The organism is Enterococcus sp. BWT-B8 (genome assembly GCF_020567625.1).
GTDB lineage: Bacteria > Bacillota > Bacilli > Lactobacillales > Enterococcaceae > Enterococcus_L.
This window is the reverse complement of record NZ_JAJDJV010000005.1, coordinates 132,026-158,146: the sequence shown is the minus strand read 5'-3', so window position 1 is coordinate 158,146 and position 26,121 is coordinate 132,026. Positions and strand designations below refer to the sequence as shown.

27 protein-coding genes and 1 other annotated feature are annotated in these 26,121 nt (G+C 39.7%); of the genes, 26 read left to right on the top strand and 1 reads right to left on the bottom strand.

The features are described 5' to 3' along the window. The first annotated feature begins 335 nt into the window (after window positions 1-335). From LI951_RS07015 to LI951_RS06920, 21 genes are all read left to right on the top strand, one after another. Window positions 336-1,418 carry a hypothetical protein gene (locus LI951_RS07015; RefSeq protein WP_229441695.1) on the top strand — a complete coding sequence of 361 codons (1,083 nt, stop codon included), beginning with the start codon at window positions 336-338 and terminating at the stop codon, window positions 1,416-1,418. Between the two features lie 100 nt (window positions 1,419-1,518). Beyond that, window positions 1,519-2,439 (top strand): hypothetical protein, encoded by a 921-nt coding sequence (locus LI951_RS07010; RefSeq protein ID WP_229441694.1) that lies wholly within the window; start codon window positions 1,519-1,521, stop codon window positions 2,437-2,439. 22 nt (window positions 2,440-2,461) lie between these two features. Further along, window positions 2,462-5,026 carry a phage tail tip lysozyme gene (locus LI951_RS07005; RefSeq protein ID WP_229441693.1) on the top strand — a complete coding sequence of 855 codons (2,565 nt, stop codon included), beginning with the start codon at window positions 2,462-2,464 and terminating at the stop codon, window positions 5,024-5,026. Next, on the top strand, window positions 5,023-5,685 hold the full coding sequence (locus LI951_RS07000; RefSeq protein ID WP_229441692.1) for a hypothetical protein: 663 nt from the start codon (window positions 5,023-5,025) through the stop codon (window positions 5,683-5,685). The genes LI951_RS07005 and LI951_RS07000 overlap by 4 nt, the downstream gene beginning before the upstream one ends. A 4-nt stretch (window positions 5,686-5,689) precedes the next feature. Then, window positions 5,690-5,881 carry a hypothetical protein gene (locus LI951_RS06995; RefSeq protein ID WP_229441691.1) on the top strand — a complete coding sequence of 64 codons (192 nt, stop codon included), beginning with the start codon at window positions 5,690-5,692 and terminating at the stop codon, window positions 5,879-5,881. After that, on the top strand, window positions 5,871-6,356 hold the full coding sequence (locus tag LI951_RS06990; protein WP_229441690.1) for a hypothetical protein: 486 nt from the start codon (window positions 5,871-5,873) through the stop codon (window positions 6,354-6,356). Before LI951_RS06995 ends, LI951_RS06990 begins: the two co-directional genes overlap by 11 nt. 49 nt (window positions 6,357-6,405) lie before the next feature. Continuing rightward, window positions 6,406-6,597 (top strand): hypothetical protein, encoded by a 192-nt coding sequence (locus LI951_RS06985; RefSeq protein ID WP_202064521.1) that lies wholly within the window; start codon window positions 6,406-6,408, stop codon window positions 6,595-6,597. After that, entirely contained in the window at window positions 6,598-7,488 is an 891-nt protein-coding gene (locus LI951_RS06980; protein ID WP_229441689.1) for a hypothetical protein, read from the top strand. Window positions 7,489-7,531: 43 nt separating this feature from the next. Continuing rightward, a complete protein-coding gene (locus LI951_RS06975; RefSeq protein WP_229441688.1) occupies window positions 7,532-8,833 on the top strand; it encodes a hypothetical protein in 1,302 nt (433 codons plus the stop codon). 15 nt (window positions 8,834-8,848) lie between these two features. Next, window positions 8,849-9,187, top strand: a complete 339-nt coding sequence (locus tag LI951_RS06970; protein WP_202064516.1) for a hypothetical protein — start codon at window positions 8,849-8,851, stop codon at window positions 9,185-9,187. Further along, window positions 9,184-9,432 (top strand): phage holin, encoded by a 249-nt coding sequence (locus tag LI951_RS06965; protein ID WP_202064515.1) that lies wholly within the window; start codon window positions 9,184-9,186, stop codon window positions 9,430-9,432. The genes LI951_RS06970 and LI951_RS06965 overlap by 4 nt, the downstream gene beginning before the upstream one ends. Beyond that, the gene (locus LI951_RS06960; protein WP_229441687.1) at window positions 9,419-10,246 is read left to right on the top strand and encodes a peptidoglycan amidohydrolase family protein; all 828 of its coding nucleotides are present in this window, start codon (window positions 9,419-9,421) and stop codon (window positions 10,244-10,246) included. Before LI951_RS06965 ends, LI951_RS06960 begins: the two co-directional genes overlap by 14 nt. Before the next feature lie 908 nt (window positions 10,247-11,154). Continuing rightward, the gene (locus LI951_RS15390; RefSeq protein ID WP_420705921.1) at window positions 11,155-11,349 is read left to right on the top strand and encodes an IS3 family transposase; all 195 of its coding nucleotides are present in this window, start codon (window positions 11,155-11,157) and stop codon (window positions 11,347-11,349) included. Between the two features lie 394 nt (window positions 11,350-11,743). Next, complete coding sequence (locus LI951_RS06955; protein WP_229441686.1) at window positions 11,744-12,163, top strand: pyridoxamine 5'-phosphate oxidase family protein; 420 nt, start codon at window positions 11,744-11,746, stop codon at window positions 12,161-12,163. A 1,121-nt stretch (window positions 12,164-13,284) separates the two neighbouring features. Next, a complete protein-coding gene (locus tag LI951_RS06950) occupies window positions 13,285-14,469 on the top strand; it encodes an FtsW/RodA/SpoVE family cell cycle protein (RefSeq protein WP_202064511.1) in 1,185 nt (394 codons plus the stop codon). Window positions 14,470-14,489: 20 nt separating this feature from the next. Continuing rightward, window positions 14,490-14,849, top strand: a complete 360-nt coding sequence (locus LI951_RS06945; protein ID WP_229441685.1) for an arsenate reductase family protein — start codon at window positions 14,490-14,492, stop codon at window positions 14,847-14,849. After that, window positions 14,846-15,172, top strand: a complete 327-nt coding sequence (locus LI951_RS06940) for a glycine cleavage system protein H (protein ID WP_229441684.1) — start codon at window positions 14,846-14,848, stop codon at window positions 15,170-15,172. The genes LI951_RS06945 and LI951_RS06940 overlap by 4 nt, the downstream gene beginning before the upstream one ends. 58 nt (window positions 15,173-15,230) lie before the next feature. Continuing rightward, window positions 15,231-15,494: a binding site (T-box leader), on the top strand. Window positions 15,495-15,591: 97 nt separating this feature from the next. Beyond that, window positions 15,592-16,626 (top strand): methionine ABC transporter ATP-binding protein, encoded by a 1,035-nt coding sequence (locus LI951_RS06935; RefSeq protein WP_202065018.1) that lies wholly within the window; start codon window positions 15,592-15,594, stop codon window positions 16,624-16,626. Next, window positions 16,619-17,305, top strand: coding sequence for a methionine ABC transporter permease (locus LI951_RS06930; protein ID WP_202064506.1), 687 nt, complete (start codon window positions 16,619-16,621; stop codon window positions 17,303-17,305). Before LI951_RS06935 ends, LI951_RS06930 begins: the two co-directional genes overlap by 8 nt. Window positions 17,306-17,322: 17 nt before the next feature. After that, complete coding sequence (locus LI951_RS06925) at window positions 17,323-18,177, top strand: MetQ/NlpA family ABC transporter substrate-binding protein (protein ID WP_202064505.1); 855 nt, start codon at window positions 17,323-17,325, stop codon at window positions 18,175-18,177. A gap of 855 nt (window positions 18,178-19,032) precedes the next feature. After that, a complete protein-coding gene (locus tag LI951_RS06920) occupies window positions 19,033-20,826 on the top strand; it encodes an Ig-like domain-containing protein (RefSeq protein WP_229441683.1) in 1,794 nt (597 codons plus the stop codon). A gap of 176 nt (window positions 20,827-21,002) precedes the next feature. Here the strand turns inward: LI951_RS06920 and LI951_RS06915 are convergent, their stop codons facing one another. Beyond that, window positions 21,003-21,152 (bottom strand): hypothetical protein, encoded by a 150-nt coding sequence (locus LI951_RS06915; RefSeq protein ID WP_229441682.1) that lies wholly within the window; start codon window positions 21,150-21,152, stop codon window positions 21,003-21,005. Between the two features lie 287 nt (window positions 21,153-21,439). Here LI951_RS06915 and LI951_RS06910 point away from each other — a divergent pair, with 287 nt between their 5' ends. The 5 genes from LI951_RS06910 to yhfZ are packed head-to-tail and all read left to right on the top strand — an operon-like array spanning window position 21,440 to window position 26,119. Continuing rightward, entirely contained in the window at window positions 21,440-21,808 is a 369-nt protein-coding gene (locus LI951_RS06910; protein ID WP_202064502.1) for a DUF2620 domain-containing protein, read from the top strand. 15 nt (window positions 21,809-21,823) lie between these two features. Beyond that, window positions 21,824-23,134: a YhfT family protein gene (locus LI951_RS06905; protein ID WP_229441681.1), complete on the top strand. Its 1,311-nt coding sequence runs from the start codon at window positions 21,824-21,826 to the stop codon at window positions 23,132-23,134. A gap of 21 nt (window positions 23,135-23,155) precedes the next feature. Continuing rightward, entirely contained in the window at window positions 23,156-24,031 is an 876-nt protein-coding gene (locus tag LI951_RS06900) for a phosphotriesterase family protein (RefSeq protein ID WP_229441680.1), read from the top strand. A gap of 51 nt (window positions 24,032-24,082) precedes the next feature. Continuing rightward, window positions 24,083-25,174, top strand: coding sequence for an aminotransferase class I/II-fold pyridoxal phosphate-dependent enzyme (locus LI951_RS06895; RefSeq protein ID WP_229441719.1), 1,092 nt, complete (start codon window positions 24,083-24,085; stop codon window positions 25,172-25,174). 21 nt (window positions 25,175-25,195) lie between these two features. Further along, window positions 25,196-26,119, top strand: a complete 924-nt coding sequence (gene yhfZ, locus LI951_RS06890) for a GntR family transcriptional regulator YhfZ (protein WP_229441679.1) — start codon at window positions 25,196-25,198, stop codon at window positions 26,117-26,119. Window positions 26,120-26,121: the final 2 nt, after the last annotated feature.

Below are 26,121 nucleotides of genomic sequence, written 5' to 3'. Positions count from 1 at the left end.
ACAAGAGCCCATCCAAGCTCTTGTTTTTTTGTCGGCTAAAATTGGGTAGCTTCCAATTTTTACCATAGGAGCAAAAGGCTGATAAATGGTTAAATTTGGTAAATTTTCCTGATTTTTCAATAAATAAAATAGCTGCTTTTTTAAGAAAGAGGGATCAGTCGTTCAAGTACGAGTTTTAAGGATACAAGGAGGTGATGATCCAACCGCTCAATCTATCCTGTATATTTTCTCAAAAAATTTGAGGAAATACCAATAAAAATAACACAGGTTCATAAGGTTCTCCTCCAACAATCGGAAGATTAAAACCTTAAATATAATATACAAGGAGGGCGATTATGACAATACTAACGAGGAAATATATTCAGTTCAATGATCTGGTGATTGATAATTATGATATGCTGCAGTCGGCGGATTTGAGCGGCAGTTTTAAAGCGACCACGGCTGATTACAGTCATGGGCATGGAAGCTATGCTGTGTTTAAAGCACGCCAGCATCTTTCTGCAGAGCAGTCATTAAGTATGTCATTGAAGCTGGATACAAGAAAAATAAGCTGTGAACAACAGAAGTTTTATAAGGACTATATCTTTCTGAATATACTGAAGCCGGGCAAGCTTTGGGCCATTGAAGGAGAGCAGCTTTTATGGACAAATGCTTTCGTCAAAGATTTTAGTGAGACATATGCAATGGAAAAGTATAGTGTCACCATTGATATTGATCTGGTTCTTTATGAGGGAATATGGCACAAAGCTGATCCGAGAAAAGTATTTTTGCAGCCGTATCAGGCCTGTAATTTTGCGGAATGTCTGGATTTCAGAGAAGAGGATGAGTGTACAGATTGCTGTGTTTCTTGCGTGAAGCCAATGAAGCAGCCCTGTGCAAAATGTCTTTGTGAGTGTGATTTTCTGTCAGAGGAGTTTTCTCTCTGTGGTTTAAAGAAGGAACTTACCCAACACTTTTACAGTCAGTGCGGAGACAGCTACAAAATAATCTACAATTGTGAAGCTGGAAAGAAAATCTGGGGTGAAGAAAAAATGCTGGGGCATAAAATCTGTAAGTTAGACAACTGCAAAAATATTATTGCCGGGCAGTTTTACAGTCATACACTCGTAGATACCGAAAATATCATCATTACGTTAATTGGTTCAATGAAGGACCCGTTAATTACATTAAATGGAAATACGATGCAGATTTTAGGCGAGTACACTGGCAAATTAACATTGACAGCCAGCGGAGAAATCTACTATTTGGAAGATGAATGCTGCAAAGAAATGGTGATTGATATTAATAACTTGATAATTCCGGAAGGTTCAACCTTTGGTTTTATTGTTCATCAGGGAACAAACGGAATCATCGTGGAAACAAACAATTGCTGCGATATGACTTGTATTTATGTAAAAGAGGATAATGTAACAATTTAAATGAGAGAAGAAGGGCATAAACTGCGAATTGGTTTATGCTCTTCTTTGTAGTATTAGGATGAAATTAATTTAGTGAAAAAATTAGAAGGAGTTGGAATAAATGGCTGATTATTGTTTAGCTTGTGAGAATTTAAAGGAGTATGCAGCAAATTTTATTATAAATGGAATAACAGGAAAAGAATGCAGTAGCCTGCAAAAAGATACAGGATTGAATCCAGATTTATCTGTTCTTCATACAAATTGTGAGGATTTAAATGATTTGAACGACTGTCTGATTGGGGCACTAGGAGATACTTTAGCTTCTTATGACGTCTGCGACTGGAAAGAGTTTATGGAGCAGCTTATGACAAATTTACTGCTGGTTAATAAGGCAATGATCTGCAGCGAATGCGGGCAGTGGGTAAAAATTCATGAATTAGAGGATTCAATTGAAAAATTATGGAAAAAAATGGCTCAAGTTGAGTCTGCACTTGATGGTTTGGCAGCTCAAAATTGGGAAGTGAATGCTCGATATAATATAGAATATTCAACACCGGGGATGAATGTTTCAATTGACAGAAGTACTGGAAATTTCGTGTTTAATTGGTCTGACTGGTTGGACGGAGCTTTCACACAACGTCTTGGAAGAGGTTCTGTTACTGGAACTGTTAACTTTGGGATGGGACAGGAAAACGGTTTGAACGCGAAGTGGCAGATTAGAAGTGTTACTATCAATACTTGCAGTTATACTTCAGATGGAATAAGTGACGTGAATACGTTTGTCATTAACTTATTTGTGAAAAACAGTGGAGAACAGCTGATTTATCAGCGCACACATAGAGCTATGACTACCTTTACTGATACTATCAACAAAACAGTTCCACTTGGATTGAACGGCGCTTTAGTTCCTGGTCAGGATAGTGGCTGGATACAATTTTTTGAAGTATTCAATGACAACGTAGCAACGACTATGGATGACCTTGCTAATGTACAGATCCAATTTGTCAATGCAAATCAGACATCTGTACCACCGTATATCTAAAACTGGAAAGCAGGTGAAAAAAATGGCAAGTATTGAAACAATGATTAACTGGATGGATCAGCGAAAAGGGAAAGTTTCCTACAGTATGGCAGCCAGATTGGGACCAAACAGCTATGACTGCAGCTCTGCTGTTTATTTTGCATTGATTGCCGGCGGTTTTCTTGCTGCCGGTACAATGGGAAATACAGATTCTCTGTTTGGTCATCTGGAAAATGCCGGTTGGCAAAGTACGAATACACCGCAGCGAGGAGATATTTTTATCTGGGGAATTCGCGGGGCCTCTGGTGGATCGGCAGGGCATACAGGGATTTTTATAGATAGCAGTACCATCATTCACTGTAATACAGATGGGATTACGGCGAACAATTATTCTGGCAGCCTGAGCTACAATCATAACCCGCCGGCGGTTATTTACAGGAATGCATCAGGATCAAGCGGAACGCCTAATTTAACAACAGATGAAGAACGGCGGGCCTGGTCAATCGCACAAATCCTAAATAAAGCGGGCTATAATAAAATGGCGATTGCCGGTATCCTTGGAAATATTGATGTTGAAACAGCGTCCAGCATGAATCCGGATACTGATCAAATGGCCGGCGGACCAGCGTATGGTCTGGTGCAATGGGACGGTTCAGCATATCCTCTTGTAGGTGGAGCAACCTGGAATGGTCGTGAATACGTTCAGCGCCTGCTCAGTCATGCCGGAATCGCAGGGGATTACCGAAATGCTGAGGTTCAAACTCGGCTAATTGACTGGTGCATGTTTAATGGTCAGTGGATTGGTGCGGTAGAACCAAAATCAGTCGAAGGGTTTAAAAATGTCGGAGATGTGGAACAGGCTGCATTTGCTTTTCTGAAAAATTTTGAACGTGCAGGGACCGAGCATCAGCAAAGAAGAATCGAAGCGGGCAATCGCTGGTACAGCTTTTTAATGGATTTGCCTTCTGATTTTGATGAATTGGAAAGCTTTGAAACAATGACTAATGTTGGCTCTTTGGACTTTCTGGGGATTAAGGCAGGAAAAATTTATGCGTCCGGCTGGCATTTCAGTTCGGACAAGGGAACTGAATATATTGCGTGTATCAATGCAGAAACAGATGAGGAGCTGGACAGGGTGGAAGCACCGGCGATTGATCGTCCGGATGTGAAAGAAGCCTATCCAAATGTCATTGGAGTGGAAAAATCAGGCTTTAGTGTGACCTTTGAAGTACCGAATGAAACAGCTGTGTACATTAAAGGAATACGGACAAATGGCTCGGCAACAGATGAACTGATTTTTGACAAGATTATTATTTATGAGCAGGCATTTGACATAGAAATTGATCCCTTTGCACGCGGGAATACAACGTTCTTTTTTGAAATACTGGAAGGCGGCAAGGTGATTAAGCGGGGAACAAAGATTTTAAATACCCTAAGCTGGAGCAATGAGCTGATGTATGTTCCTTCCACTCAGATTACGTTGCCTATTGAATATATCGAATGGATCAATGGACGTGAAGAAATGAAGCTGTATATTAACAATAAAGTGTTTCATGGTATCGTTACAGGATATAGTCTGGATAAAATCAATGAAACGCTGGATGTGGATCTTACTCATGTGATTTCTGAATGGGAATACAGACAGGTTTCCACGAATTTGGCGGCTAAAAACAGAACCGTCAATGATATCTACAGTACGTTGGATTTTCGTTATCCTGGCTGGAATATGAATTATCTGCAGAACACTGCGACTCGTGTCATTGATTATGTCTACAGTCGGCAGGATAAACTGGCGGGGCTCACAAAAACGTGTGAGCTGACGCCTGATTTGTTTTGGCGGGTAGGGTTTCAATTTGGCAGAGCATTGGAGATTGGGACATTTGGAGAACAGAAGCCGTATATTTTTTCCACAAAGCCAACAGGCAGACAGAACATCCGCATTCTTACTGAACCTTCGATTACCCATGATTTTGGAAATGTGATTAATGTTGTGACTGTCTATGGAGAAAAATCGGATTCCGGTATGTCCAGTATGAGTCTTCGGGAAATTTATGAGGAAGAAGGCGCTCAGGACCCGAATTTTCCAGTGTATATTTTGAGAAACACCATTAATAATGAGCGAGGGTATGACTATATCAAGTTTACCAAGCTGGCGCCTAATGATGAGATCGAATATACAGTGATTGATACCGAGAGTATCGCATTGGAATCTGGAAAAGTGATTGAGGGCTCATTTGGGTTTAATGATCTGGCTCCATTTAATACTGATGGCGAAGAAATTACTGATGAAGATCGTGCTAAAGCTGCAAAAATGGCGTATGATGCGGCAGTGAATAAACTGAAGCAATCCCGCCGTTCTTATAAAATTGAACTTGAAGTGGAGGAATTGCCCGCTGATTTAAACGTTGGGGATAGAGTCCGGCTGTTTTATGATAATCAGCAGCTGATTCTTGAAGAATGCTCAAGTTATATGAAGAAGATATTGAAAATGGATGATTGGTATTATCTGACAGGAATCAGTTATCAGATGGATCAAAGCGGCATGGAAACCAACACAGTGACGCTGGAGAAATACCTGAAAATTGACAGGGAGAGTGATCAGCAATGAATATGACGTATGATAGAGCCCTTAATCAGCTAGCTGAACGTGTGGGTGATCGAACAGCTGAAAGCAGACAAAATCAGTTTCAGCGGAGAAATCAGGTGGTGGATGTTTACGGCATGGAATTTACGCGGCAGGGTGATACCAATCATCCTGCTTCTTTTTATATCTCTGTCAGTCCGGATCTGATTTATTACGAACGATTTGAGTTCAAAATTATTATTCAGCCTTTTGCAATGCCGATTGGCGGTGGGGGGGCGACTGGTTCAACCGTTGTACAAGTGGAAGATACGGGCTTAACGGTGAATCAAAACACCATTTCACCTAACCCGCACAGTCATTCAACTGTTCCGCATAATCATTCGCTGGATGCAGGTATTTCAATGTTTACAAGCAGTGTCTCTGATTTTGAAATTTGGGTTGAGGGAATTAATTTAACTCCTTATTTTCAGGCAGTCTATCCCGAATCATGGATTGATGGGGAAGGTGTTTATCCAAGTGATGGACTGGCGAATTTTGATCTTCTTAAAATAGCCGGTTATTTACCTGCCTGGCAGAGGGGAAAAATTCTTGCGACCGGCTACAAAAAAGTAGAATTGAAAGGACAGGGGGTATTTAATGCGACACTTGTCAATTATTTAAAATACTCCCATGTAAACAGGTAATGGAATGAACAGGTACAAGGAAAAAGCCGGAAAGATGAAGGTCCACTTGACCGCTCATCCGAAAGATTATCAGACGGTTATCCAGCTGTTTAAGGTGGAAAGCGAAGCAATTGCATATGAACAAAGGCAGAAACAGCTGTTAATGCAGCGTGAAATTGCCAGATACAGGAAGGCTGGTGAAACCAATGGAAAATAAGCACAGCACAGATGGGATTGCAGAAGATATTATCCGCAGCTTTGTGCAGATTGCCAGTGCGGAGATGCACACGAAGACATTACTGGAAAAACGGATTTCGGAATTGGAAAATGGACTTATTGCGCTTGAGAAGGAAGAAATTCTGGAGCAGCAGTTTGTCAAAATCAGTGAATTGAAAGAAGAAATTCAGGTACTTGCGACACTTCGCCGTGAGGACATGTTGTATTTATTTAATCTGTATGGGGCGGTTGGCGATAAAGAGCAGTGGTGCACAATGAAGCATTTGGGAATTGCTATGATGACGGCGTTTGAAGCTTGGCAGGCGAGTGATGAGGATGAATCGCTGCTATCTGGTTATTTAACTAAGAATAATTTGTTTATCCGTTCAGTCACCAAATTTTTAGGTGTGGAAGTGACGGAGTGTGCTGCTTGTTTTGCGGATATTCTGAAGGAACGACCATTGATTTTAGCGTAAAAAATAAGAAGAAGCCGAAAGTTCTTGAATGAGTAGAAGGAAGAAGTTAATGATGGTAAAACCAGTAATATGTGATTTAAATTCGAAAAATCCGGTGCTGCCTGAATATTGTGAGGATGGTTACTGGGAGGTACCTGTAACCAGTTTGGCAGAAGTTAAAGAAGTCAACCGTGACCACGCATATATTTCACCGGACGAATCTATCTGGGTTCTAAATCATGAAGGAAACGGAATGATTTAGTTGAATGGAGGTGGAAGCGGTCAGCCAACACTCATCCGAAACAATGACGGGTATATTAAGATTTCAGGAAGCGGCACACATAATGTTCAGGTAAATCTTGATCGGACGGAACTGCAAGTAGATTTAGGCATCGAAGAATTGAAAGCTGAATTTGATGAGCATCTTAGTGATTCTAGTGTGCATATAACAGATGAGAAAAAAGCAGAATGGGATCTTAAGCAGGAAAAATTGAATGCAGGAGAAAATAATATCATTTCAGGAAATATTATTTCAGCTGCCGACAGTCAGAAAGTAACTACTCACATGAATAATGAAGAAAGCCATGTAACTGCAGCGGATAAAGCAGCCTGTAATGGAAAACAGGAGGTTTTAACTGCTGGCGACTATATTATTATTGTCGATGATACGATATCCGCTAATCTTTCCTCCAAACAGGATCAGCTAGTTTCTGGCTCAATTAACGGTCAACGCCTGTTGGGCAGCAGGAATCTAACGATAGGAGGCAGGGGTTCGGAATATCTGGATAAGTCAGAGACAGTTACCTTTGAAAGTACTACCTACTTTTCAACACAGGATAAAAATATTATTAAGCAGGGACGAACAGTATTTTTTTATGTGAATTTAGTTAGTCAGCAGGCCTTCTCCTTTAGCAGAAATGCCCGCTTTAAAATCAGTGAAATTTCGAACCCTGAACTTTTTCCAGTAGTAAGAATGGCTGTAAATATAGTAACTGAAAATCTAAGTACGGTAATTTATGCCAATACAGCGGTTATTATTGAAACAAATGGAGAGATCATGTTGGTAAACACTTCTGATGTGTCGACTGGTCCGACCTACAATTTTAGAGTCGGCAATACGCACTTTATCAGTATGACGTATGTAACGGCGTAAGAGCTGAAGCTCAGCAAACAAGTTTAGAAAGGAAGAAAAAAGAATGAAGAGACCAGTAATATGTGATTCAACGAAGCAAAGCCCCGTGTTACCGGAGTTTTGTGACGAAGGCTATTGGGAAGTACCAGTCAACAAACTGTCCGATATTAAGGAAGCAAACCGAGATCATGCATATATTTTGCCAGACGAATCTGTCTGGGTTTTAAATCATGAAGGGACAGGAATGGTTCAGATAAATGCTGGGGGGAGTAGTGGGGATGCTCAGCCCACGCAGATCATAAACAAGGATGGAAACATCAAAATAATCGGGAGCGGCACATATAATGTTCAGGCGGATTTGGATATGAATACGTTGGCGACTAATTTGGGAATGAAAGAAATAAAGGATGAATTGGAAACGTTCATTGAGCATATAGAGGATCAGGCGATCCATGTGACTACAGAAGAAAAAATGATCTGGAACAATAAACAAGAGGGGCTGACTGCTGGTGAGCACATCACCATTGAAAATAATGTCATCTCTGCTGAACTGCCGCTGACAGTGATAGAAACGCTCTTTACTGAAGAGAGTGTACAAATTGCAGTAGCAGGTAATCATGAGACAGCTATTGCAGCAGCTTTTTGGCATCGTTCCAGTGAGGTGCTGACCGATAAGCGGTATGAAGGAATCTATCTGGAACAGGAGGATTACACTCAATTTAGTTTGGAGTTAGCTGATATTGATGTGCTTGAAGAATACAGTGCAGTTCTAATCAGTAAGGATTCAGCTTCGAAGCGTTATTATTCGTATCAGCTGATTCAGTCGGATTATAAGGAAGAAAATGAGAAGTCGCCTTGCTATATTCGAAATAAGCCAAGCTTTAAAACGGTAAATGGGCAGTCGCTTATTGGGACAGGAGACATTACAGCGACAGGCTCTTCCAACAGAATCACGTTGGCTAATTCACTTGACACCGATGCCGACACTGAATACAGTGCTACATTAGACGAGGTAAAATTTTCACTCGTAAAACAGGCAAATGAACAGTGGGGTGTCTTTGTCAGCAACAATGGTGTAGAGGATATTACAGTTGCCTACTACTACAATCATTTCTATGATTATGGCAGTCGTGAGCAGACAGGGGGAAACAGTCGAAACGCCCCGATTGTATTGAAATTTGAAGAAACAAGCAAGGCACTGGATACGGATTCCATATATTTGGGCTACGGATCGGCGATGCTCAGTACGTATACACATTTTATTGCAGTAATTCGCGGTGATAGGCAGACGTTGTATGAGATGACGTCAATGATGAATAAATCAGCCGGAACAGGAATCATTGCCTATATTGAAAAAATTATTTAACAGGAAAGTTGGTGTGTGATGAAATTTTTTGGTCTGACAATTGCAGAAATTGCTGCAGTTGTTGCAGTTGCAGGATCTGTCGGAGCTTGGCTGGTATGGCTTACCAGAAAAGCCTATGCTTCAATCAAAGATAATATAACTGATCCAATCAGGCGAAATCTTGACGGTTTATCTGAAGCTATCACACGTTTATCGGAAAATGTAGCAGAGGAGTCGCATTGGATTCATGAACGTCATTCTGAGGTAGTTGAACGCCTGGATAGCCATGATGGAAAAATAGGTGAGATTGAAGACACTGTGATTAAGCATGATGAACGAATCAAAACATTATTTAAAAAGGAGCGATGCAAATGAAACAGGTAACAAAAGATACGATCGCACGAACGGTCGTTTTAGTTTTAGCATTATTTAATCAAATCTTGGCAATTACAGGGAAAGGCGCGCTTGATATCATCGAAGATGATGTGTATCAGATCGTGTCTTTACTTTTTACAATTGGTTCAACTACTGCAGCATGGTGGAAGAACAACAGCTTTACTAAACCTGCCATTGAAGCAGATGGACTGCTTAAGGAGCTGAAAAAAGATGGCGAATCTTGAGACAATGATTAAATGGATGGATGACCGGAAAGGGAAAGCAACGTATTCCATGAACAGACGTTTAGGTCCGGATAGTTATGACTGTAGTTCGGCGGTTTACTTCGCTTTAGCAGCGGGCAGTTTTTTACCATCCAGCACAATGGGAAATACAGATTCATTATTTGGACATTTGGAATCAAACGGCTGGAAACAGCTTGGACTGAATTCAAAAGGAAGCTACGATGTAAAACGCGGAGATATTTTTATCTGGGGAAGTCGTGGAGCCAGCGGCGGAGCAAATGGTCACACAGGGATTTTTGTTGATTCAAATGATCAGATGATCCACTGCAATTTTGGTTATAACGGCATCACAGTCAATGATCACGATACAATCTGGAGCTATAATGGCAAACCGGCTGTTACGATCTACCGATACCCAAGAAGTGTTGAAAGTACGAATACTTCTGACTCAAAAAATACAACTACGTCAAAAATTGTGCAAAAAAACGAGAATAAAGTGTATCAGGTGAATGAATTGGCACACGTCAACGGCATTTGGCAGATTCGTTGTGATTATTTATGTCCAGTTGAATTTAACTGGACCCAGAACGGCATAGCCTGTGCAGATATTATATTAACTGATGAAAATGGGAAAATACTTGCTGATCAGGTTACAAAAAAGGGAAGTTATTTTATTATCCCTAAAAGTAATGTGAGCAGTGTGAGTCAGGCGCAAAAAGGCAGCGGCAACTATTACTGGAGCTCTATTCAATTCAAAAACGGCGGTCAGGTTTGGTTAAGTACCTGGGATAAAAAGCATTTGGTATACAGATAATGAATGAACGAGACTGTGACATAAGTATGTCTGAGATCCCTAAAGCCGAATAAACGGTGTTCCAGTCTTTGTATGATTCGAGCATTCGAAGAAGCGTAGGAGCAAAGCCCCTCCATGCTTCGAGGATCGGAACGAAGTGAGAACCGTAGACGCAGAAAAACGGATACAGCGTAATGTTTTGTCTCGAGAATCGTTAGACTCGTAGAGACAGCAGTTCTGGAAATAAGTCGAACTATACTGAAAATATGAGTAGCTCCAGGAAGGTATCAATTCACAGCTAGTCATTTTATGACTAGTGTTCCTTGACAATTTTCGTATATTCCGCCTTATTGTCATAAATCACTACGATTGACTCGTCAGAGTAGATGATGCATGATACCTACCTGGTTCTTGAGGCAGAACACTTCTTATTACGCAGGTTCTATGACCCAATGATTGGTACAGATCTTTTTGTGCACCGAGTAACCGCAGGAGCAAGCTTTTTGTGCGACGAGTAATCGCAGGAGCAGATAAAGTAGAACGATCTAGTTTGTCCCTCAAGGTCAACTTGGAAAAGAACCTCAATAAGTGATCGCCCTACAAGCCCTTCTGTCCTCTTTAGTATGACAGGAAATAGCGTGTAGGTCGATCGTTTTTTTTCATTCTGTTTGGTGTAGACGATAGCCCTCATGAGTGTTTGTCACAACCTCGTTTTTCTGTTGGAGTATTTTGTACTGGTAATAGGAGTTTGTCTCACCAAACAGATACATAGAAATTTTTTGGCCAATATCATAGAATGAAAGAAAAGTATATTAAAAAGAAAAATTCTAAAAAGGCTCAAATTTTTTCAATTCAAGAACTAATTGAAAATAACCAATTTGGACATTTGAACGATTAAAATCAAATAGATTTTCTAAAAAAAGAATGTATTGAATGGTCCGATAGAAGGTTTTTGGGGGATACTTAAACGAGAAAAATATTACGGTAAGAAATTTACGAATCGTAACGAGTTAGTAACAATGCTCAACCCCTATATTGATTACTACAACAATGGTCGTTACCAGCGAAAATTACAAGTGTTGACACCAATGGAATACCACAACCAGTACTACAAAGCAGCTTAAGTTCTTGTATAAGTTTTATCTGATAAATAAGTTCAATTTATCAGATAAAACTTATACGACAGCCAAACGATAGTGCGACAGTTATTTCTTCAAATAAAGCAAAAAACTACTCTTCACAAATTAAAGAGTAGCTTTCAAAATATTTAATTATTTCACTGTCCTATTGACGGGTAGCTCACAAAAATTACTTTGACAAGCAGGTTTCTTCTTATCAAATGATAGGATATATCTTTCAAATGAAATATTCTTAAACAAATGATGTGTTTTATTTTTGGTATGATTGTGATAAAAGATACTTGTTTTATTTTGAATTTTAAGAAAAGTGTTTTTTATTGGTAAAAAAAAATATATAATAAGAATTATAAACTGGATTTTTATAAAAGGGAGATAGTATATGGATATTCAGGAATTAAGTGAAAAAGCGCAATGCATGTTATCTGAAGGCAGTTCATTTCTTTTAAGTACTATTGACAGAAACGGATTTCCGGGTATGATTGTCGTTTCGGCACCGATTATCCGACATGGGATGTACAGTCTGAAATTTTATATTGACGGTGAGGGTGAAACAGCCCAAAATGTGGAGAATAACTCAATGGGGAGTGTCTGCTGTTTTAAAGAAGAAGCGAAAGAAAGTCTGCTGCTGAAAGGACGCTTTACGATTCATGAAATTGAGGATTATAAAGTAATTGAAGATAAGCTGGCCGAATATCAAAAGGAACTGAACCATAAGTATCCAGTTATTATCTCATTTGAAACGCTGGCGGTAAAAATCCACAGCGGGAGACAAACAAGAGCCGCAGAACTTGATGAATAGAATAGAAAACCAAGACCTCATTTCGAGGTCTTTTTTTAATGTTAACGGGACTATAAAATTTTGGGTTAAACAACCCCAGTAATAACAAAGGATATAGAAAAAATCATTCAGCAAAAAGAACTGAAAAAGGCTAAGCAGGTTATTAATTGAAATAATCCTTGTTTGGATAATTATGAAAAGTTAGGCAGAAAGAGTACATTTAATTAGTCATTCATCTGCCTAGTTCTCTGCTTTATTCTTAAGCCTTGTCTGGATGTCCAGCTCCAGCTTCTTTTCAATGTCATCGTCGTGATTAAAATCAGTTCGCTTATTCTTTCACAAATAATCTGTCATGCGGATATAACTCGTTATGACATAAATGTCTAAAAGCAGCGGTGCTCCAGATAATAAACAACAGCTTCCTGAATAATCAGCTCACATTCGCTGTAAAGGTCTGACCTTTTTTCAGCATAATCCATACCTTTTTAGCATAATCCACACCCCCAGCAGAACAGGTAGTCGGAATATATGGTATTTGGCTATTCTCAGGCAGATAAACAGAGTCATGCCTTCAAGGAACCGGGTGATAATTCTTGTTTGGGTGGGATACTGTAAACTTATTTGTTGTAGAAAAAATTTTTTCACTTTCCAAAGAGTATAAAATTCCCTGAATCGTAGGATAATTTCAGTTTTCAATGCCCAACGCATAGATTATTTCTACAGCTTTCCACGTTTACATCTGTGAGGAATATGGATTCCAAAGATCTACTTTCAGTGCATGCCAAAAGCCGTCATCTTCTTTTGGCAACTTCCCAGAATTGCCAGTACCAATGCAGGATTCCCCTCTTCAAAATGATAGAGCCATTTCAAATAATTCAGGGATCGAGCATTTTTTCAATTCAGCTTCTTGCTTCTGAGGTGCACTATTTTCCGCTTTTTGTTTACACCGATGTGATGAGGATTAAAATAGGCGAACCTGTAAAATTTGCCGAGAAAGTGCCGGGTAAAAAAAAGTAGTAGACTTTTCGAAAATCCGAAAATAAGGAATTAAAGTTTTTTTCAAATCTCCAAGTCTGTACTTTCTTTTCAGGGGTAAGGGCGATATAATAAAGAGCGTATGATTTAAAGAAAAGAGATGACAAATGGACAAAACAAGAAAATTAAATCTGGATAATCGCATTGATTATGGACTTATACTACCGGTCTTTTTACTATCATTGATCGGAATTTTATCTTTATATGTAGCGCTGACACATGACCCAAATCGACCGGAAATTTTTCCGATGCTGATGCGGCAGGGAATCTGGTATCTAATCGGAGCCGTTTCAATAGTTGTTATCATGCATTTCAATTCTAAACTTCTGTGGCGAATGACACCATTTGCTTATGGGATTGGACTTTTGATGATGCTTCTGCTGCTGAAGTTTTATGACAAAAATCTGGATGAACTGACCGGATCAAAAAACTGGATCAGTATCGGCGGGATGACTTTTCAGCCTTCGGAGCTGATGAAAATCGCTTTTGCGCTGATGCTTGCCTATGTGGTGACTATGCACAATGTGCGTTATAAAGACCGCACGCTGCAAACGGACGGCTGGCTGATTGCCAAACTGATGATGGTGACACTCCCTGTGATTGTCTTGATCCTTTTGCAAAAAGACTTTGGGACAATGCTGGTTTTCGTTGCAATTTTTGCCGGTGTTTTCTTAATGTCCGGTATATCATGGAAGATTATTCTACCGTTCTTTTTGGTCGGAATTATAGTTGGCGGAGGTGTCATTTATCTCGTAACTACAGAAATGGGAAGAGATTTATTGTATAAGGTAGGGGTTAAATCGTATCAGTTTGAGCGAATTGACTTGTGGCTGAATCCTTTCCACAGTGATCCTACCCGCTCCTACCAGCCGGCCAGTGCCATTATTGCGATCGGGTCAGGCGGATTGTTTGGTAAAGGCTTCAACGTCAGCAACGTTTATGTTCCTGTACGGGAATCAGATATGATTTTTACAGTAATTGGTGAGAATTTCGGTTTTATTGGAAGTTGTTTCATCATTTTGTTATACTTTATATTGATTTATCGAATGATTCGTGTCTGCTTCGAAACAAATAATGAATTTTATGCGTATGTGGCAACAGGAATTATTATGATGCTTCTTTTCCACGTATTTGAGAATGTTGGCGCCAACATTGGTCTGCTTCCTTTAACAGGGATTCCTCTGCCTTTTATCAGTCAGGGCGGTTCCTCAATACTGGGAAATATGATCGGTGTGGGACTAATACTTTCGATGAAATACCAAAAGGAAGCGTCAACAGGTCTAGAATATTAAATCTGAAAGTAGGGAATAAAATGTATACTTTTTACTGGTACCCAAAATGCTCAACATGTAAAAAAGCCAAGGCTTGGCTGGATGCCTCAGGAGTAGAGTATAAAACGGTTAATATGATTGAAACACCGCCAACAGAAAAACAACTGACAGAGTGGATGAATAAAAGTCCGTTGCCTGTGAGACGATTTTTCAACACTAGCGGCGGTCACTATAGAGAGCAGGGCTTGAAGGATATCGTCAACGATTTCTCTGTGGAAGAAGCAAGCAAACGCCTGTCAAAAGACGGGATGTTAAATAAGAGACCTATTTTAGTTAAAGATGGTGAATTTATAACGAACGGGTTTAAGGAATCCGATTACGAAGGAGCTTTCAAGGCATGAGTACGGAAAGAACAGTCATTGACAATCTCTGGATTGAAAAAACACCCGAGGGATATAAAGTGGGTCTGACAAATCAGGCACAGGATGACTTGGGCAGTATCAGTTTTGTTACACTGCCAAAAGTAGGACAGCGGTTGACCAAGGGCGATGCATTTGTTGAACTGGAAGCGGAGAAATCTGTCAGTGAATTTTCAAGTCCGCTCACTGGAACTATAGTTCATATTAATGAAGGGGCTGACAAGGATCCTGCGGTACTGGATGACGTGGAAGAAAGTAATGCCTGGTTGGCTATATTTTCTGATGTGAATGAAGATTTCCGGTAAAAATCGTTGACACGTGAGAGTGATGTTGCTATAATTTCATCAATCGTTGTTTAATAAAAAGAAAGCACTGAAAAGAAGAGTACATGTCAAAAATGTTTATAGAGAGCCTTGATTTGCTGGAAAGAGGTAACAGATTTGGAATGGAAGATGGTCTTAGAGCAGAATGAGTGAGCAGATGTGAACTTATTACGGGAGTGCCCGTTACAGCACCGCAGTATGCGATGAGAAACGATAGGTTTCGGCAAGTACTGTATAAGGCGGTTACTGTGAGGTAACTGCGAATAAAGGTGGTAACACGAAAGAATCAGCTTTCGTCCTTGTATTGATAAATAAATATCAGTAGAAGGATGAGAGCTTTTTTAGTGCTTCTGATTAAGCAGGAAAGATTGATTACAAAGAGAGAAAGTTGAGTGAAAAGCATGGCTTTGATTGAGCTGCGTCATGTAAAAAAGGAATTTTCCGGGAAAGCAGGGAAAGTAACAGCAGTAGATGATGTTTCGTTGTCCATTGACAAAGGGGATATCTACGGAATTGTCGGTTACTCCGGAGCAGGGAAAAGTACGCTGGTTCGTTTGCTGAATGGGCTGGAGCTTCCGTCCCAAGGAGAAGTTGTGGTTCAGGATATGGAAATCACTTCATTGAGTTCGGCAGATTTAAGACGTTTCAGAAAGAAAATCGGGATGATCTTCCAGCATTTTAACTTGCTGTGGTCACGAACGATTGTTGAAAATATCATGCTGCCTTTAGAGCTGACAGGAATTCCTAAAGCACAGCGGCTGAAAAGAGCAGAGGAGCTGTTGACATTAGTCGGACTTGAAGGACGGGGAAATGCTTATCCAAGTCAGCTGTCAGGCGGACAGAAGCAGAGAGTCGGGATTGCCAGAGCGTTGGCAAACAATCCGGAAATTCTTCTTTGTGATGAAGCAACGAGTGCGTTAGATCCTCAGACCACGGATGAAGTGCTGGATTTGCTGCTGGAGATTAACAGAGAACTGAACTTAACCATAGTGCTGATTACTCATGAAATGCATGTTATCAGAAAAATCTGTAACAGGGTTGCTGTGATGGAGCTTGGGAAAATTGTTGAAGAAGGCGAAGTATTAAATGTTTTCCGGAATCCTAAGCAGGAAGTGACGAAACGTTTTGTTCAGAGAGAACTGGACCCGGAAGATAATTTGGAGGAATTGCTTTCTGAACTGATTAGTGAAAATCCGGAAGGCTTTGTAACGACCCTCCACTTTAAAGGAGAAAATGCCAATGAGCCGATAATTTCTCAGGCCATTCGCCTGTTTGATATTGATATCAATGTGGTTCATGGAAAGGTTCAGCAGACCAAAGAAGGTGCTTTTGGTTCGTTGACGGTGATGATTACCGGAGTGGATAAAGAAGTTGAAAATGCTCTGGACTTTTTCAAGGAGAAAGAAGTTGGCGTGGAGGTGATTCATCATGGATAAGGGATTCGTGGAAACGTATTTTGATTTCAGCAGGGTGAATACAGAAACGCTGCAGCAGGCATTTGTTGATACCATCTATATGACAGTCCTTTCTATGATTTGTGTACTGGTGATTGGTTTGGTTTTGGGGTTGCTGCTTTATACGGCAGGGAAAAATGAAAAGTCCTATGCCAAGTTCTTATATACCGCAGTTTCTATTATCAGCAATATTTTCCGTTCAACACCATTTATGATTTTGATGGTTTTGCTGATACCATTTACAAAAATACTGGTAGGCTCAATGCTTGGTGCAAAAGCAGCGATTCCGGCGCTGGTATTATCAGCCGCACCATTTTACGCTCGACTTGTTGAAATTGCTTTTCGTGAAGTGGATTCCGGTGTCGTTGAGGCAGCGGAAGCAATGGGTGCCAGCTACTGGCAGATTGTCAGAAAAGTGATTATTCCGGAAAGTATTCCGGCTCTGATTTCAGGTTTAACAGTAACAACTGTTTCAATGATTGGGTTTACGGCAATGGCCGGAGCGATTGGTGCCGGAGGTCTTGGTGGTTTGGCATGGCAGGAAGGATATCAACGAAATAATCTGACCGTTACTTTTGTGGCGACAGTTATTATCTTATTGATAGTATTTATTGTTCAGGGTGTCGGAGATTTTCTGGCAAAACGAACAGACAAACGATAAAAATGGGGGAATTAATTATGAAGAAAAAATTAGCAGGATTAGCGGCAATTATCACCTTAAGTTTTGGCTTGGCTGCATGCGGCAGCAATGGCAGCGGTAGTACAGACGGCTCAAACACAGCCAATAGTGAAGCAGAAAAAACAGTTTTAACGGTAGGGGCATCACCAACACCGCACGCTGAAATTTTGGAACAGGTGAAGCCGCTTTTGGAAAAAGAAGGCATTGATCTGCAGATCAAACAATTTGATGACTATATTTTACCGAACAAAGCATTGGCTGATGGGGAAATTGATGCGAACTACTTCCAGCATATTCCTTACTTCAATCTTTCTGTAGAAGAAAATGGTTATGATTTTGCGAATGCAGGCGGTATTCATCTTGAGCCAATGGGTTTATACTCTCAACGAATCAATGATATCAAAGATTTAGAAGAGGGTGCAACTGTAATTGCTTCAAATTCTGAATCTGACTGGGGTCGTGTGATCACTATTTTACAGGATGCTGATTTAGTAACAGTTAAAGATGGTGTGGACTTGGAAACAGCGACATTTGATGATATTGACAAAAATCCTAAAAATCTGAAATTTGTTTATGATGTCAATCCTGAATTATTGGCAACCACTTACCAAAATGATGAAGCGGATTTAGTGGCAATCAATGCAAACTTTGCTTACAATGCCGGACTGAATCCAGTGAATGATTCTGTCTTGCTTGAATCAGACAACTCACCATATGTGAACATTATCGCAGTCCGTTCTGAAGACAAAGACAATGAAGCCATCCAAAAACTGGTTGATGCGTTGCACAGTAAAGAAATCCAAGACTGGATTCTTGAGAAATGGGACGGCTCAGTGAAACCGGTAAATGAATAATATAAAGTTAATATATTAATATAAAAAGGCAGCAAATCCGCGTTGAACAGCGATTTGTTGCCTTTTTTCTGCGTAGTGTAAATAAATATGAAAGAAAAGCGATACTCAAATGGCGGTCAGAGCCTGGAAGACAGCTTTGAGGTTTTGACCGTCGTTTGCTGGTATAAGAATAAAATTGTGGGAAATAAACGCATAAAAAAAAGGAATTCTTCTTTCTGAAAGCTGTACTTTCAGGCGAGGAATCCCTTCTTTTATTTAACATCTTAAACTATCTTTTTCAGCAAGTCCTGTGTACCTTTGAAAATGTTCATTACTCATATTTCTATTAAATAAAATGCTACTCTTGACTGGAATCTTCAAGCTGTCTCAACTTCTATCCTATATCCAAAGTACCATTATAAAAAATAGAAAACATCTCAAAAACGATCAGAACTGAAGGAGGAGGACTGAGTATAGGGATTAAAATTATTCCATAATTAACAAAGCAGCTGTAGGATTGTTAAAGATCTTGCAGCTGCTTTTTAATGCGATTTGTGTCCTATTCATGAAAGAGTGCGCTTTAAAACACATAGTTTTGACAGTATTCCAACGTGATCGTGTATATTGGAAAACGTCAAAATAGAAATGCTGGTTTAACGGGATTCTCGAGAAGATAAAATACACGATTTTATCCCAAATAATGTATTATAGGTTCTATATTTAAACAGCTATGATATTTCTGAAAAAGATACTTTGCTGTATTTTGATCATTCTTCTATTTTTGAAAGTAATATTGTCTCAAGGGACGAGAAAATGATATAATGATTACGTGTGTTATTTAATCAATTTAATTACTATTATCTAGGGGGGATGAAAATGAGTTACAGAAGAAAAATGTTTCTTGCTTTGATGTTTGGGTTAGTTTTATGGTTTTTTTCTTTGCCAATTAGTGTGTTTGCCTCTGTTGACAACGGAGTATTTATTTCAAATGAGATGACTGAAAAAGAGTATCCGGAAACGTTAGAAGGGACTCTTCTGAATGCGATAGATGGGTATACATCTGTACGTACCAGAGGAATTATCGGGGAAGATAACAGGGATCTGGTTGGGAATACTGAAGTGTATCCATACTCTGCAATAGTGCAGTTGTCAGTCATATTTCCAGATGGGGTATCTGTGTTGGGGACAGGAAGTATGATAAGTGGGGATACAGTACTGACTGCTGCCCATTGCCTATACAATGAATCGAGAGGAGGATGGGCGTCCAGCGTGATAGTTATGCCTGGCAGACAGGAATGGACATTGCCTTTTGGACGATATACTGCTGATGAGTTCTATGTGTTAAGTAGTTATCTTCAGCCGGGGAATGGGTTGAACTCAGATATTGGTCTGATTAAATTGAAAGAAGATATTGGTGAGAAGACTGGGTGGCTAGGAATGAGTTCTGAGTCTCTGAATGAAAATAATTATACGCTAACTGGATACCCGGGAGATCTTGGCAAGTATTATATGTATACAGAAGAACGATTGATTCCAAGTAGCGACTGGACTACTGAATTCTATGTACATCATAGTCACGATGCCTATAGCGGACAAAGTGGAGCACCACTTTACGAAACTGCTAACAAACGCATTGTAGCTGTTCATTCAGGTAGCAATAGTACAACCAATTTTGCTACACGATTGACAAGAAAGCGTGTAGTGGCTATCTATGATATTGCTTTTCCGCAGAAAACAGCAGTAACAGGCATTGTATTGACACCAGAAACAATGTTGATGGAAAAGGGCGAGACACTCCAGCTTACTACATCCATCAGTCCAGAAACTGCGACTAATAAAAAAGTTATCTGGCAAAGTTCAGATGATAACCTTGCTACTGTAACAGATACCGGCAAGGTACTAGCGAAGTCTGCCGGCATAGTAACTGTGACAGTGACTACAGAAGATAATCAATATACAGCTGCGTGTACGATTACAATTGATGATCACTCGAATAATAAAGAATTTGCTACGGATATCAGCTCTACAGATAAAATAGATGGAGTGATACAAAGCAATAAAGACGTTGATTATTTTATGTACAAACCAAAACATTCTGGAACTTATCGGTTTAGAACTCCACAAGAGACTCTTGTAGAGCCATATATCAAGGATGAAAGTGGAAATAAACCATTTTATTATACTGGACCATGGGCTGGAGCTTGTTTCTATTTGGAAGATAACAAAACGTATTTCTTCGAGATCAGTAATTCTGTAACTGGGCAAACAGGTGCTTATAGTTACAGGATTGAAGATCCCTTTGATGATCCACATGTTCAGACTTTTCCAACTAATGTACCGAAAAGTACTATTACATGGATGGGTTCCGCAACAAGTTTTTCTAAGGATAAGATGATTCCAGCTGTAAAATATAATTTGTATCAAGCGCCATCTGCGGGCTTAGTCCGTGTGGAGAGTTGGGCTAAGGACGAAATAAGCAAGATGACTGTGCTGGTGGAAGTGTATAATGAAAAGAAGGAAAAAATTGCTGTGACTACTATAGAAAATGGGACACATAAAGGAAGTTTTGAAGTTTCAGAAGGCCAAAAGTTTTACTTGAAACTTATCAATGAGACACCGGAGTTAAGAGAATCCTACAAGTACAGAGTAGGGTATAAACAACTATTTTGATTAAAGACCAAATTATAGAGTGAGCCTATGAGGAGTAGTTGAATTAATAGACAGGTGAAATGGACATACAGGAACAGTGTAACAGCTGGATTCTTGTGTGTCCGCTTTTCGTATACTCTTAATGGATATTTTTAAATACCACATAATTAAAAAAATAATTAAAATACCAGGAATTTTCAACTTTTTTCTCCAGCATATAGACGGGAAATATTACTTAGCTGTAAAGTGATATTGTCGAATTTTAGTAAGTTATTCTTGATGACTAGATTATCTGTAATGATTTCACTTTCATCGTAATCAAGAAATTTCGTTAAGCTGTTATTCATGTTGATTCGCTCCTTAGTTTTCTTTTTGTTTGAAAAAGTATTTTTTATGGATGTAATAGTATCAAATAAAAATTTACATTGCAAGTTTATTTTCATGAAAAGGGTTGCATTTCAAATGCAGATGTTTTATACTTCGGTTGTATTATATAAATGCTTTATTTTTATATCTCAATATACAAAAAAATGTATTTTGAACCGTTCGTAGGATGCAATAAATGGGTGGTGGTTTTATATCTCAATATACAAAAAAATGTATTTTAAGAATAGTCAAATAGGAGGAATGGTTTATGAAGAAAATTGTAGTTGGCGGACAGATCGACAAAGCCGAAGTACAGACACTGGTCGAGAAATATGCAGCTGGAAAATTCACTTCTGAAGTGAAAAGTGATCTGGATGCTGCAATGGCAATCAAATCAGGTCAGGCAGATTTTTATCTTGGAGCATGTAATACAGGCGGAGGCGGGGCTTTGGCTATGGCATTAGCTTTATTGGGAAGAGAAAATTGTGAAACTGTCTCTATGCCAGGAAAAATCATGGATGAAGAAGATATTCGTCAAAGTATTCGTAATGGCAAAAAAGCTTTTGGTTTTACTGCTCAGCACAAAGAGATCGTTGTACCGATCCTGATGGATGAGCTGATAAAATTAGGAGAATAAAAGGGAGGAAATGAAATGGATGGATCTAAGGTAATGGAATTGATTGTTATTGCTTTACTGGGAGGCATGTGTTCGATTCTGACAAATCGTGGAATCGCAGTATTCAATGATGGGCTGCGGCCGATCGTTCCTGAATTTCTTGAAGGAAAAATCGGGAAAAAAGAAATTGCAGCAACAAGCTTTGCATTAAGCTTCGGATTGGTTATCGGTTTTGGTATTCCAGTTTCGATCGGAGCATCAATCATTTTGGTGCATAGTATTTTACTAGCAACAGATATTATCGGTTCGTGGTCACCTGAGGGAGTAAAAGGAATGATTATTTCGGGGGCTGTAGGTGCAGCTTATGGCGTGGGGATTGTCTTGGGCTTACAGGCAGTCGTTGATTTGTTCGCAAAACTGCCGATTAATTTTCTTGATTCCTTATCAATGGTAGGCTCACCAGTCGTTATTACTTTTTCTATTTTTCCCGCAGTTGCGATCGCACATCAGCATAATTTCAAAAAAGGAGCAATCGCTTTTTTGGCAACAATGCTGACATTATTCACAGTGAAGAAGTTTGGTACATTTAATATCGGTAATGGCACTAGCTTTACGTTGAGTGCTGAAGGGATGTCTCTGCTGGTCGGTATGGTTTTCATGATTGTATTTGCAATTCAAGTAAAAGGGGATGGGAATTCTTCAAATCAGAGCCTGATGAGTATCTTCCTTGAACGTGTTGAACGCATCAAGAAAAATTGGATATTGCTGTCTTTGACTGGTGGTTTGGTCAGTGCGGCAACAAGCTTGTTGATGATTGCCGGAGATCCTATCTCTTTGAATCTTTTAAGTGAAGGCAAATTTAGTGAAGCAGCACTAGCAGCATTTGCGCGAGGAATTGGATTTATTCCATTGGTTTTTTCTACAGCAATCGTTACTGGTGTCTATAGTCCTGCTGGAACAACTTTTGTATTTGTTGTCGGTATTTTATTAAGAGGTAATCCAATTGTTGCCTTTGCAGCAGGGGCTGCAGTAATGTTTATAGAAATTATGCTCCTTAATGGAATGGCGAAAGGGTTGGATCGTTTCCCGGGAGTACGTGAAATGGGAGAATATATTCGAACATCTATGAACAAGGTATTAGAAGTTGCTTTGTTGATTGGCGGAGCAATGGCATCGGAATCAATTGCACCTGGTATCGGTTATTTCTGGGTGATCGGTCTTTCTTTATTGAATAAAACTGCGAAAAAACCAGTCGTTGATTTAGCAGTAGGACCTGTAGCAGCAATCAGCCTTGGTATTATAGTAAATATTCTTTATTTATTGGGGCTGTTCACACCGGCAGGTTAAGTAGCGAAAGGGATGAAGCAGATGGTATTAGTAGAAGGGCTCACGTATATGCACGAGCATACGACGATTGATCTGTCTCGGATCAAAAATATTGATGATACAAATTTAAATTGTTTTGAAGAGACTGTCAAAGAATACAAAAAATTGTATACTAAGGGTGTAAGAAATATTGTAGATGTCACAGTTATGGATATGAAGAGAAATCCATTGTATGTGCAAAAAGCAGCAGAGGCATCAGGAATCAATATTGTTCAGGCAACCGGCTTTTACACAGAGCGTTTTTTACCTAAAATTGTTGATAACTATTCGACGCAGCAATTGGCAGAGCTGATGGTCAAAGAAATCAAAGAAGGAATTGCAGATACGACGATCAAAGCGCAGATAATCGGTGAAATCGGTTCAAGTAAGGATGGCTGGACAGAACGGGAGAAAAAGGTGTTTCACGCAGCAGTCATTGCACACAAGAAAACGGGTGTGCCGATCACTACACATACAACACTGGGAACCTTCGGTCATGAGCAGACAGCATTTTTTAAAGAAAACGAAGTGGAGCTGTCGAAAGTTGTGATCGGACATGTTGATTTGAGCGGCAGCAGCGACTATGTCCTCCATATGCTGGAGCAGGGTGTATATGTCGAATTTGATACAGTTGGTAAAGAAAACTATTTGCCGGATATTGAGCGAGTGAAGATGCTCCAACAGATTGAAGCGGCAGGTTTTACGGATAAAGTTTTTCTTTCGATGGATATTACCAGAAAATCGAATTTGGAATATAAAAATGGTATCGGCTATTCTTATTTGCTGGATGTATTTGTTCCATTGATGAAGGAAAATGGTATATCCGAAGCGTTCATTCAAAACATGCTGGTAGCAAATCCGCAACGATTCTTTTCTTGAAGCGGATATAATTTCAGTGAAAAAGTATCGAATGAAGGAGATAAGAGAGTGATGAATGTATATCCATTAACCAGTTTGACTGTTGAAGAATCGGCACAGCTACAGTTTCGTTTAGTAGATGAAGTGACGAAGGTTTTTACTGGAACTGAGATTTTGACCCGTGGAGATCTGGGTGTTATACAAGGATTGAACCAACCGATTACGACAAAAAAAGTCGAGCAGGTTCTAGCGAACTTTTTTAATTGTGAAGCAGCTATGCTGGTCAGAGGTGCCGGAACAAGTGCCATTCGACAGGCATTACATGCTACAATAGGAACTGGCGGAACTATGCTGGTGCACAAAGCACCAATTTATCCAACGACAAAAACATCGATCGAGATGATGGGGATACAGACAAAAGCAGTTGATTTCAATGATTCTGATACAGTTAAGAGTGCTGTTTCTGCTGGTGGTCTGGATGGTATCCTAATACAGGTAACAAGGCAAAAACCAGATGATTCTTATGATTTGAAGGAGCTGATCACTGTGATACGTGCAGTTGACAAGGAAATTCCGATCATAACAGATGATAATTATTCAACATTGAAAACATCAGCAATCGGTGCACAAATTGGTGGGACACTGGCTTGTTTTTCAACTTTCAAGCTGTTGGGACCAGAAGGTATTGGCTGTATTGTTGGTGAAAAGCAGTATATTGATGGATTGCGTAAAGAAAACTATTCCGGTGGCAGTCAGGTTCAAGGACATGAAAGTATTGCTGTTCTGCAAGGGATGATTTACGCACCTGTCGCTCTGGCTCTATCAGCAAAAGTCAGTGAAGAAGTCTGTCAACGGTTAAATAATGGGGAAATATCCGGAGTAGATAAAGCTTTTATTGTCAACGCACAATCAAAGGTTGTTATCGTCAAGCTGAAGCAGCCGATAGCAAAGGCTGTTCTTGCAGCCGCTGAGAAGCTGGGGGCAGCGCCAAATCCGGTTGGGGCAGAATCGAAGTATGAATTTGTCCCGATGTTCTACCGTATTTCCGGTACGTTTCGAGCAGCCGATCCGCAGGCGGAGGAGCAGATGATGCGAATCAATCCGATGCGTGCGGGAGCAGATACGATCCTCCGTATTTTACAGCAGGCGATGGCAGAGAAATAAAAGAAAAGGGTGAATGGAAAAATGAATGAGATGTTTCTAAAGAAAAAGGGGATTGTAACCAATTATTTGGCTTCTGATTTGATTCAGCTGAAAAAAGGAGATAAATTGCCTATCGTCAGTGAATATCAAAAGAAATTCAATGTTTCGAGAGGAACGATTCAGAATGCCCTGAATTTCTTAAAGGAAAAGCAGGCCATTGTTTGTGAGAGCCGAGGACATTTAGGAACATTTCTAGTTGATATCAACTACTCCATTCTACAAGAATACGCTGTTTCCGAGTCTGTTCTGGGAACGATGCCTCTACCATATTCAAGGCTTTATGAAGGCTTCGCGACAGGATTATACTCTTCCTTTGAACAGCAAAATATCAAACTAAATATGGCCTATATTCGAGGGTCAAAGGAAAGAATTCGTTCGATCTGTACAGAAATGTATCGTTTTGCAGTTGTTTCACGCTTTGCAGCAAAGGAAGCAATTGTCCAGAAAGAACCAATTCAAATCGTAAGTGATTTCGGGGAACATACCTATCTCTCACAGCATATCCTTTTATTTGTCGATGTTTCGAAAAGTCAGATAGAGAATGGGATGAAAGTCGGGATTGATTACAGTTCATATGACCAACAGCTTCTGACACAGACGCTGACAGAGGGATTTGAGATTGAGCTTATAGAGATGCCGGGACATCAGCTGATTCATGGATTGAACCAGAAAAAAATTGATGCCGGAGTCTGGAACTATGATGAAATCGTTGATAAAAATTATCAGAATATGAATTATAAATTTTTAGAGACATCCCAAACCCAATCGGATATGAGTGCAGCTGTGATCATATGTCATAAGGATGATCAGGCAATGCAGGCCATTTTGAAGAACAATTTACTAAAGGAAGAAATCGTGTTGATTCAAAAACAGGTGACTGCAGGAGAAATGGTTCCCCGCTACTAGCA

What these genes read in the sequence shown, in the direction of transcription:
- LI951_RS06935 (WP_202065018.1), top strand. Translation starts at nt 15,592, where the DNA reads ATGGCTTTGATTGAGCTGCGTCATGTAAAAAAGGAATTTTCCGGGAAA.
- LI951_RS06895 (WP_229441719.1), top strand. Translation starts at nt 24,083, where the DNA reads ATGAATGTATATCCATTAACCAGTTTGACTGTTGAAGAATCGGCACAG.
- LI951_RS06985 (WP_202064521.1), top strand. Translation starts at nt 6,406, where the DNA reads ATGATGGTAAAACCAGTAATATGTGATTTAAATTCGAAAAATCCGGTG.
- LI951_RS06950 (WP_202064511.1), top strand. Translation starts at nt 13,285, where the DNA reads ATGGACAAAACAAGAAAATTAAATCTGGATAATCGCATTGATTATGGA.
- LI951_RS06945 (WP_229441685.1), top strand. Translation starts at nt 14,490, where the DNA reads ATGTATACTTTTTACTGGTACCCAAAATGCTCAACATGTAAAAAAGCC.
- LI951_RS06925 (WP_202064505.1), top strand. Translation starts at nt 17,323, where the DNA reads ATGAAGAAAAAATTAGCAGGATTAGCGGCAATTATCACCTTAAGTTTT.
- LI951_RS06920 (WP_229441683.1), top strand. Translation starts at nt 19,033, where the DNA reads ATGAGTTACAGAAGAAAAATGTTTCTTGCTTTGATGTTTGGGTTAGTT.
- LI951_RS07005 (WP_229441693.1), top strand. Translation starts at nt 2,462, where the DNA reads ATGGCAAGTATTGAAACAATGATTAACTGGATGGATCAGCGAAAAGGG.
- LI951_RS07015 (WP_229441695.1), top strand. Translation starts at nt 336, where the DNA reads ATGACAATACTAACGAGGAAATATATTCAGTTCAATGATCTGGTGATT.
- yhfZ (WP_229441679.1), top strand. Translation starts at nt 25,196, where the DNA reads ATGAATGAGATGTTTCTAAAGAAAAAGGGGATTGTAACCAATTATTTG.
- LI951_RS06960 (WP_229441687.1), top strand. Translation starts at nt 9,419, where the DNA reads ATGGCGAATCTTGAGACAATGATTAAATGGATGGATGACCGGAAAGGG.
- LI951_RS06900 (WP_229441680.1), top strand. Translation starts at nt 23,156, where the DNA reads ATGGTATTAGTAGAAGGGCTCACGTATATGCACGAGCATACGACGATT.
- LI951_RS06910 (WP_202064502.1), top strand. Translation starts at nt 21,440, where the DNA reads ATGAAGAAAATTGTAGTTGGCGGACAGATCGACAAAGCCGAAGTACAG.
- LI951_RS07000 (WP_229441692.1), top strand. Translation starts at nt 5,023, where the DNA reads ATGAATATGACGTATGATAGAGCCCTTAATCAGCTAGCTGAACGTGTG.
- LI951_RS06995 (WP_229441691.1), top strand. Translation starts at nt 5,690, where the DNA reads ATGAACAGGTACAAGGAAAAAGCCGGAAAGATGAAGGTCCACTTGACC.
- LI951_RS06915 (WP_229441682.1), bottom strand. Translation starts at nt 21,152, where the DNA reads ATGAATAACAGCTTAACGAAATTTCTTGATTACGATGAAAGTGAAATC.
- LI951_RS06955 (WP_229441686.1), top strand. Translation starts at nt 11,744, where the DNA reads ATGGATATTCAGGAATTAAGTGAAAAAGCGCAATGCATGTTATCTGAA.
- LI951_RS06965 (WP_202064515.1), top strand. Translation starts at nt 9,184, where the DNA reads ATGAAACAGGTAACAAAAGATACGATCGCACGAACGGTCGTTTTAGTT.
- LI951_RS06930 (WP_202064506.1), top strand. Translation starts at nt 16,619, where the DNA reads ATGGATAAGGGATTCGTGGAAACGTATTTTGATTTCAGCAGGGTGAAT.
- LI951_RS06940 (WP_229441684.1), top strand. Translation starts at nt 14,846, where the DNA reads ATGAGTACGGAAAGAACAGTCATTGACAATCTCTGGATTGAAAAAACA.
- LI951_RS07010 (WP_229441694.1), top strand. Translation starts at nt 1,519, where the DNA reads ATGGCTGATTATTGTTTAGCTTGTGAGAATTTAAAGGAGTATGCAGCA.
- LI951_RS06975 (WP_229441688.1), top strand. Translation starts at nt 7,532, where the DNA reads ATGAAGAGACCAGTAATATGTGATTCAACGAAGCAAAGCCCCGTGTTA.
- LI951_RS06905 (WP_229441681.1), top strand. Translation starts at nt 21,824, where the DNA reads ATGGATGGATCTAAGGTAATGGAATTGATTGTTATTGCTTTACTGGGA.
- LI951_RS06990 (WP_229441690.1), top strand. Translation starts at nt 5,871, where the DNA reads ATGGAAAATAAGCACAGCACAGATGGGATTGCAGAAGATATTATCCGC.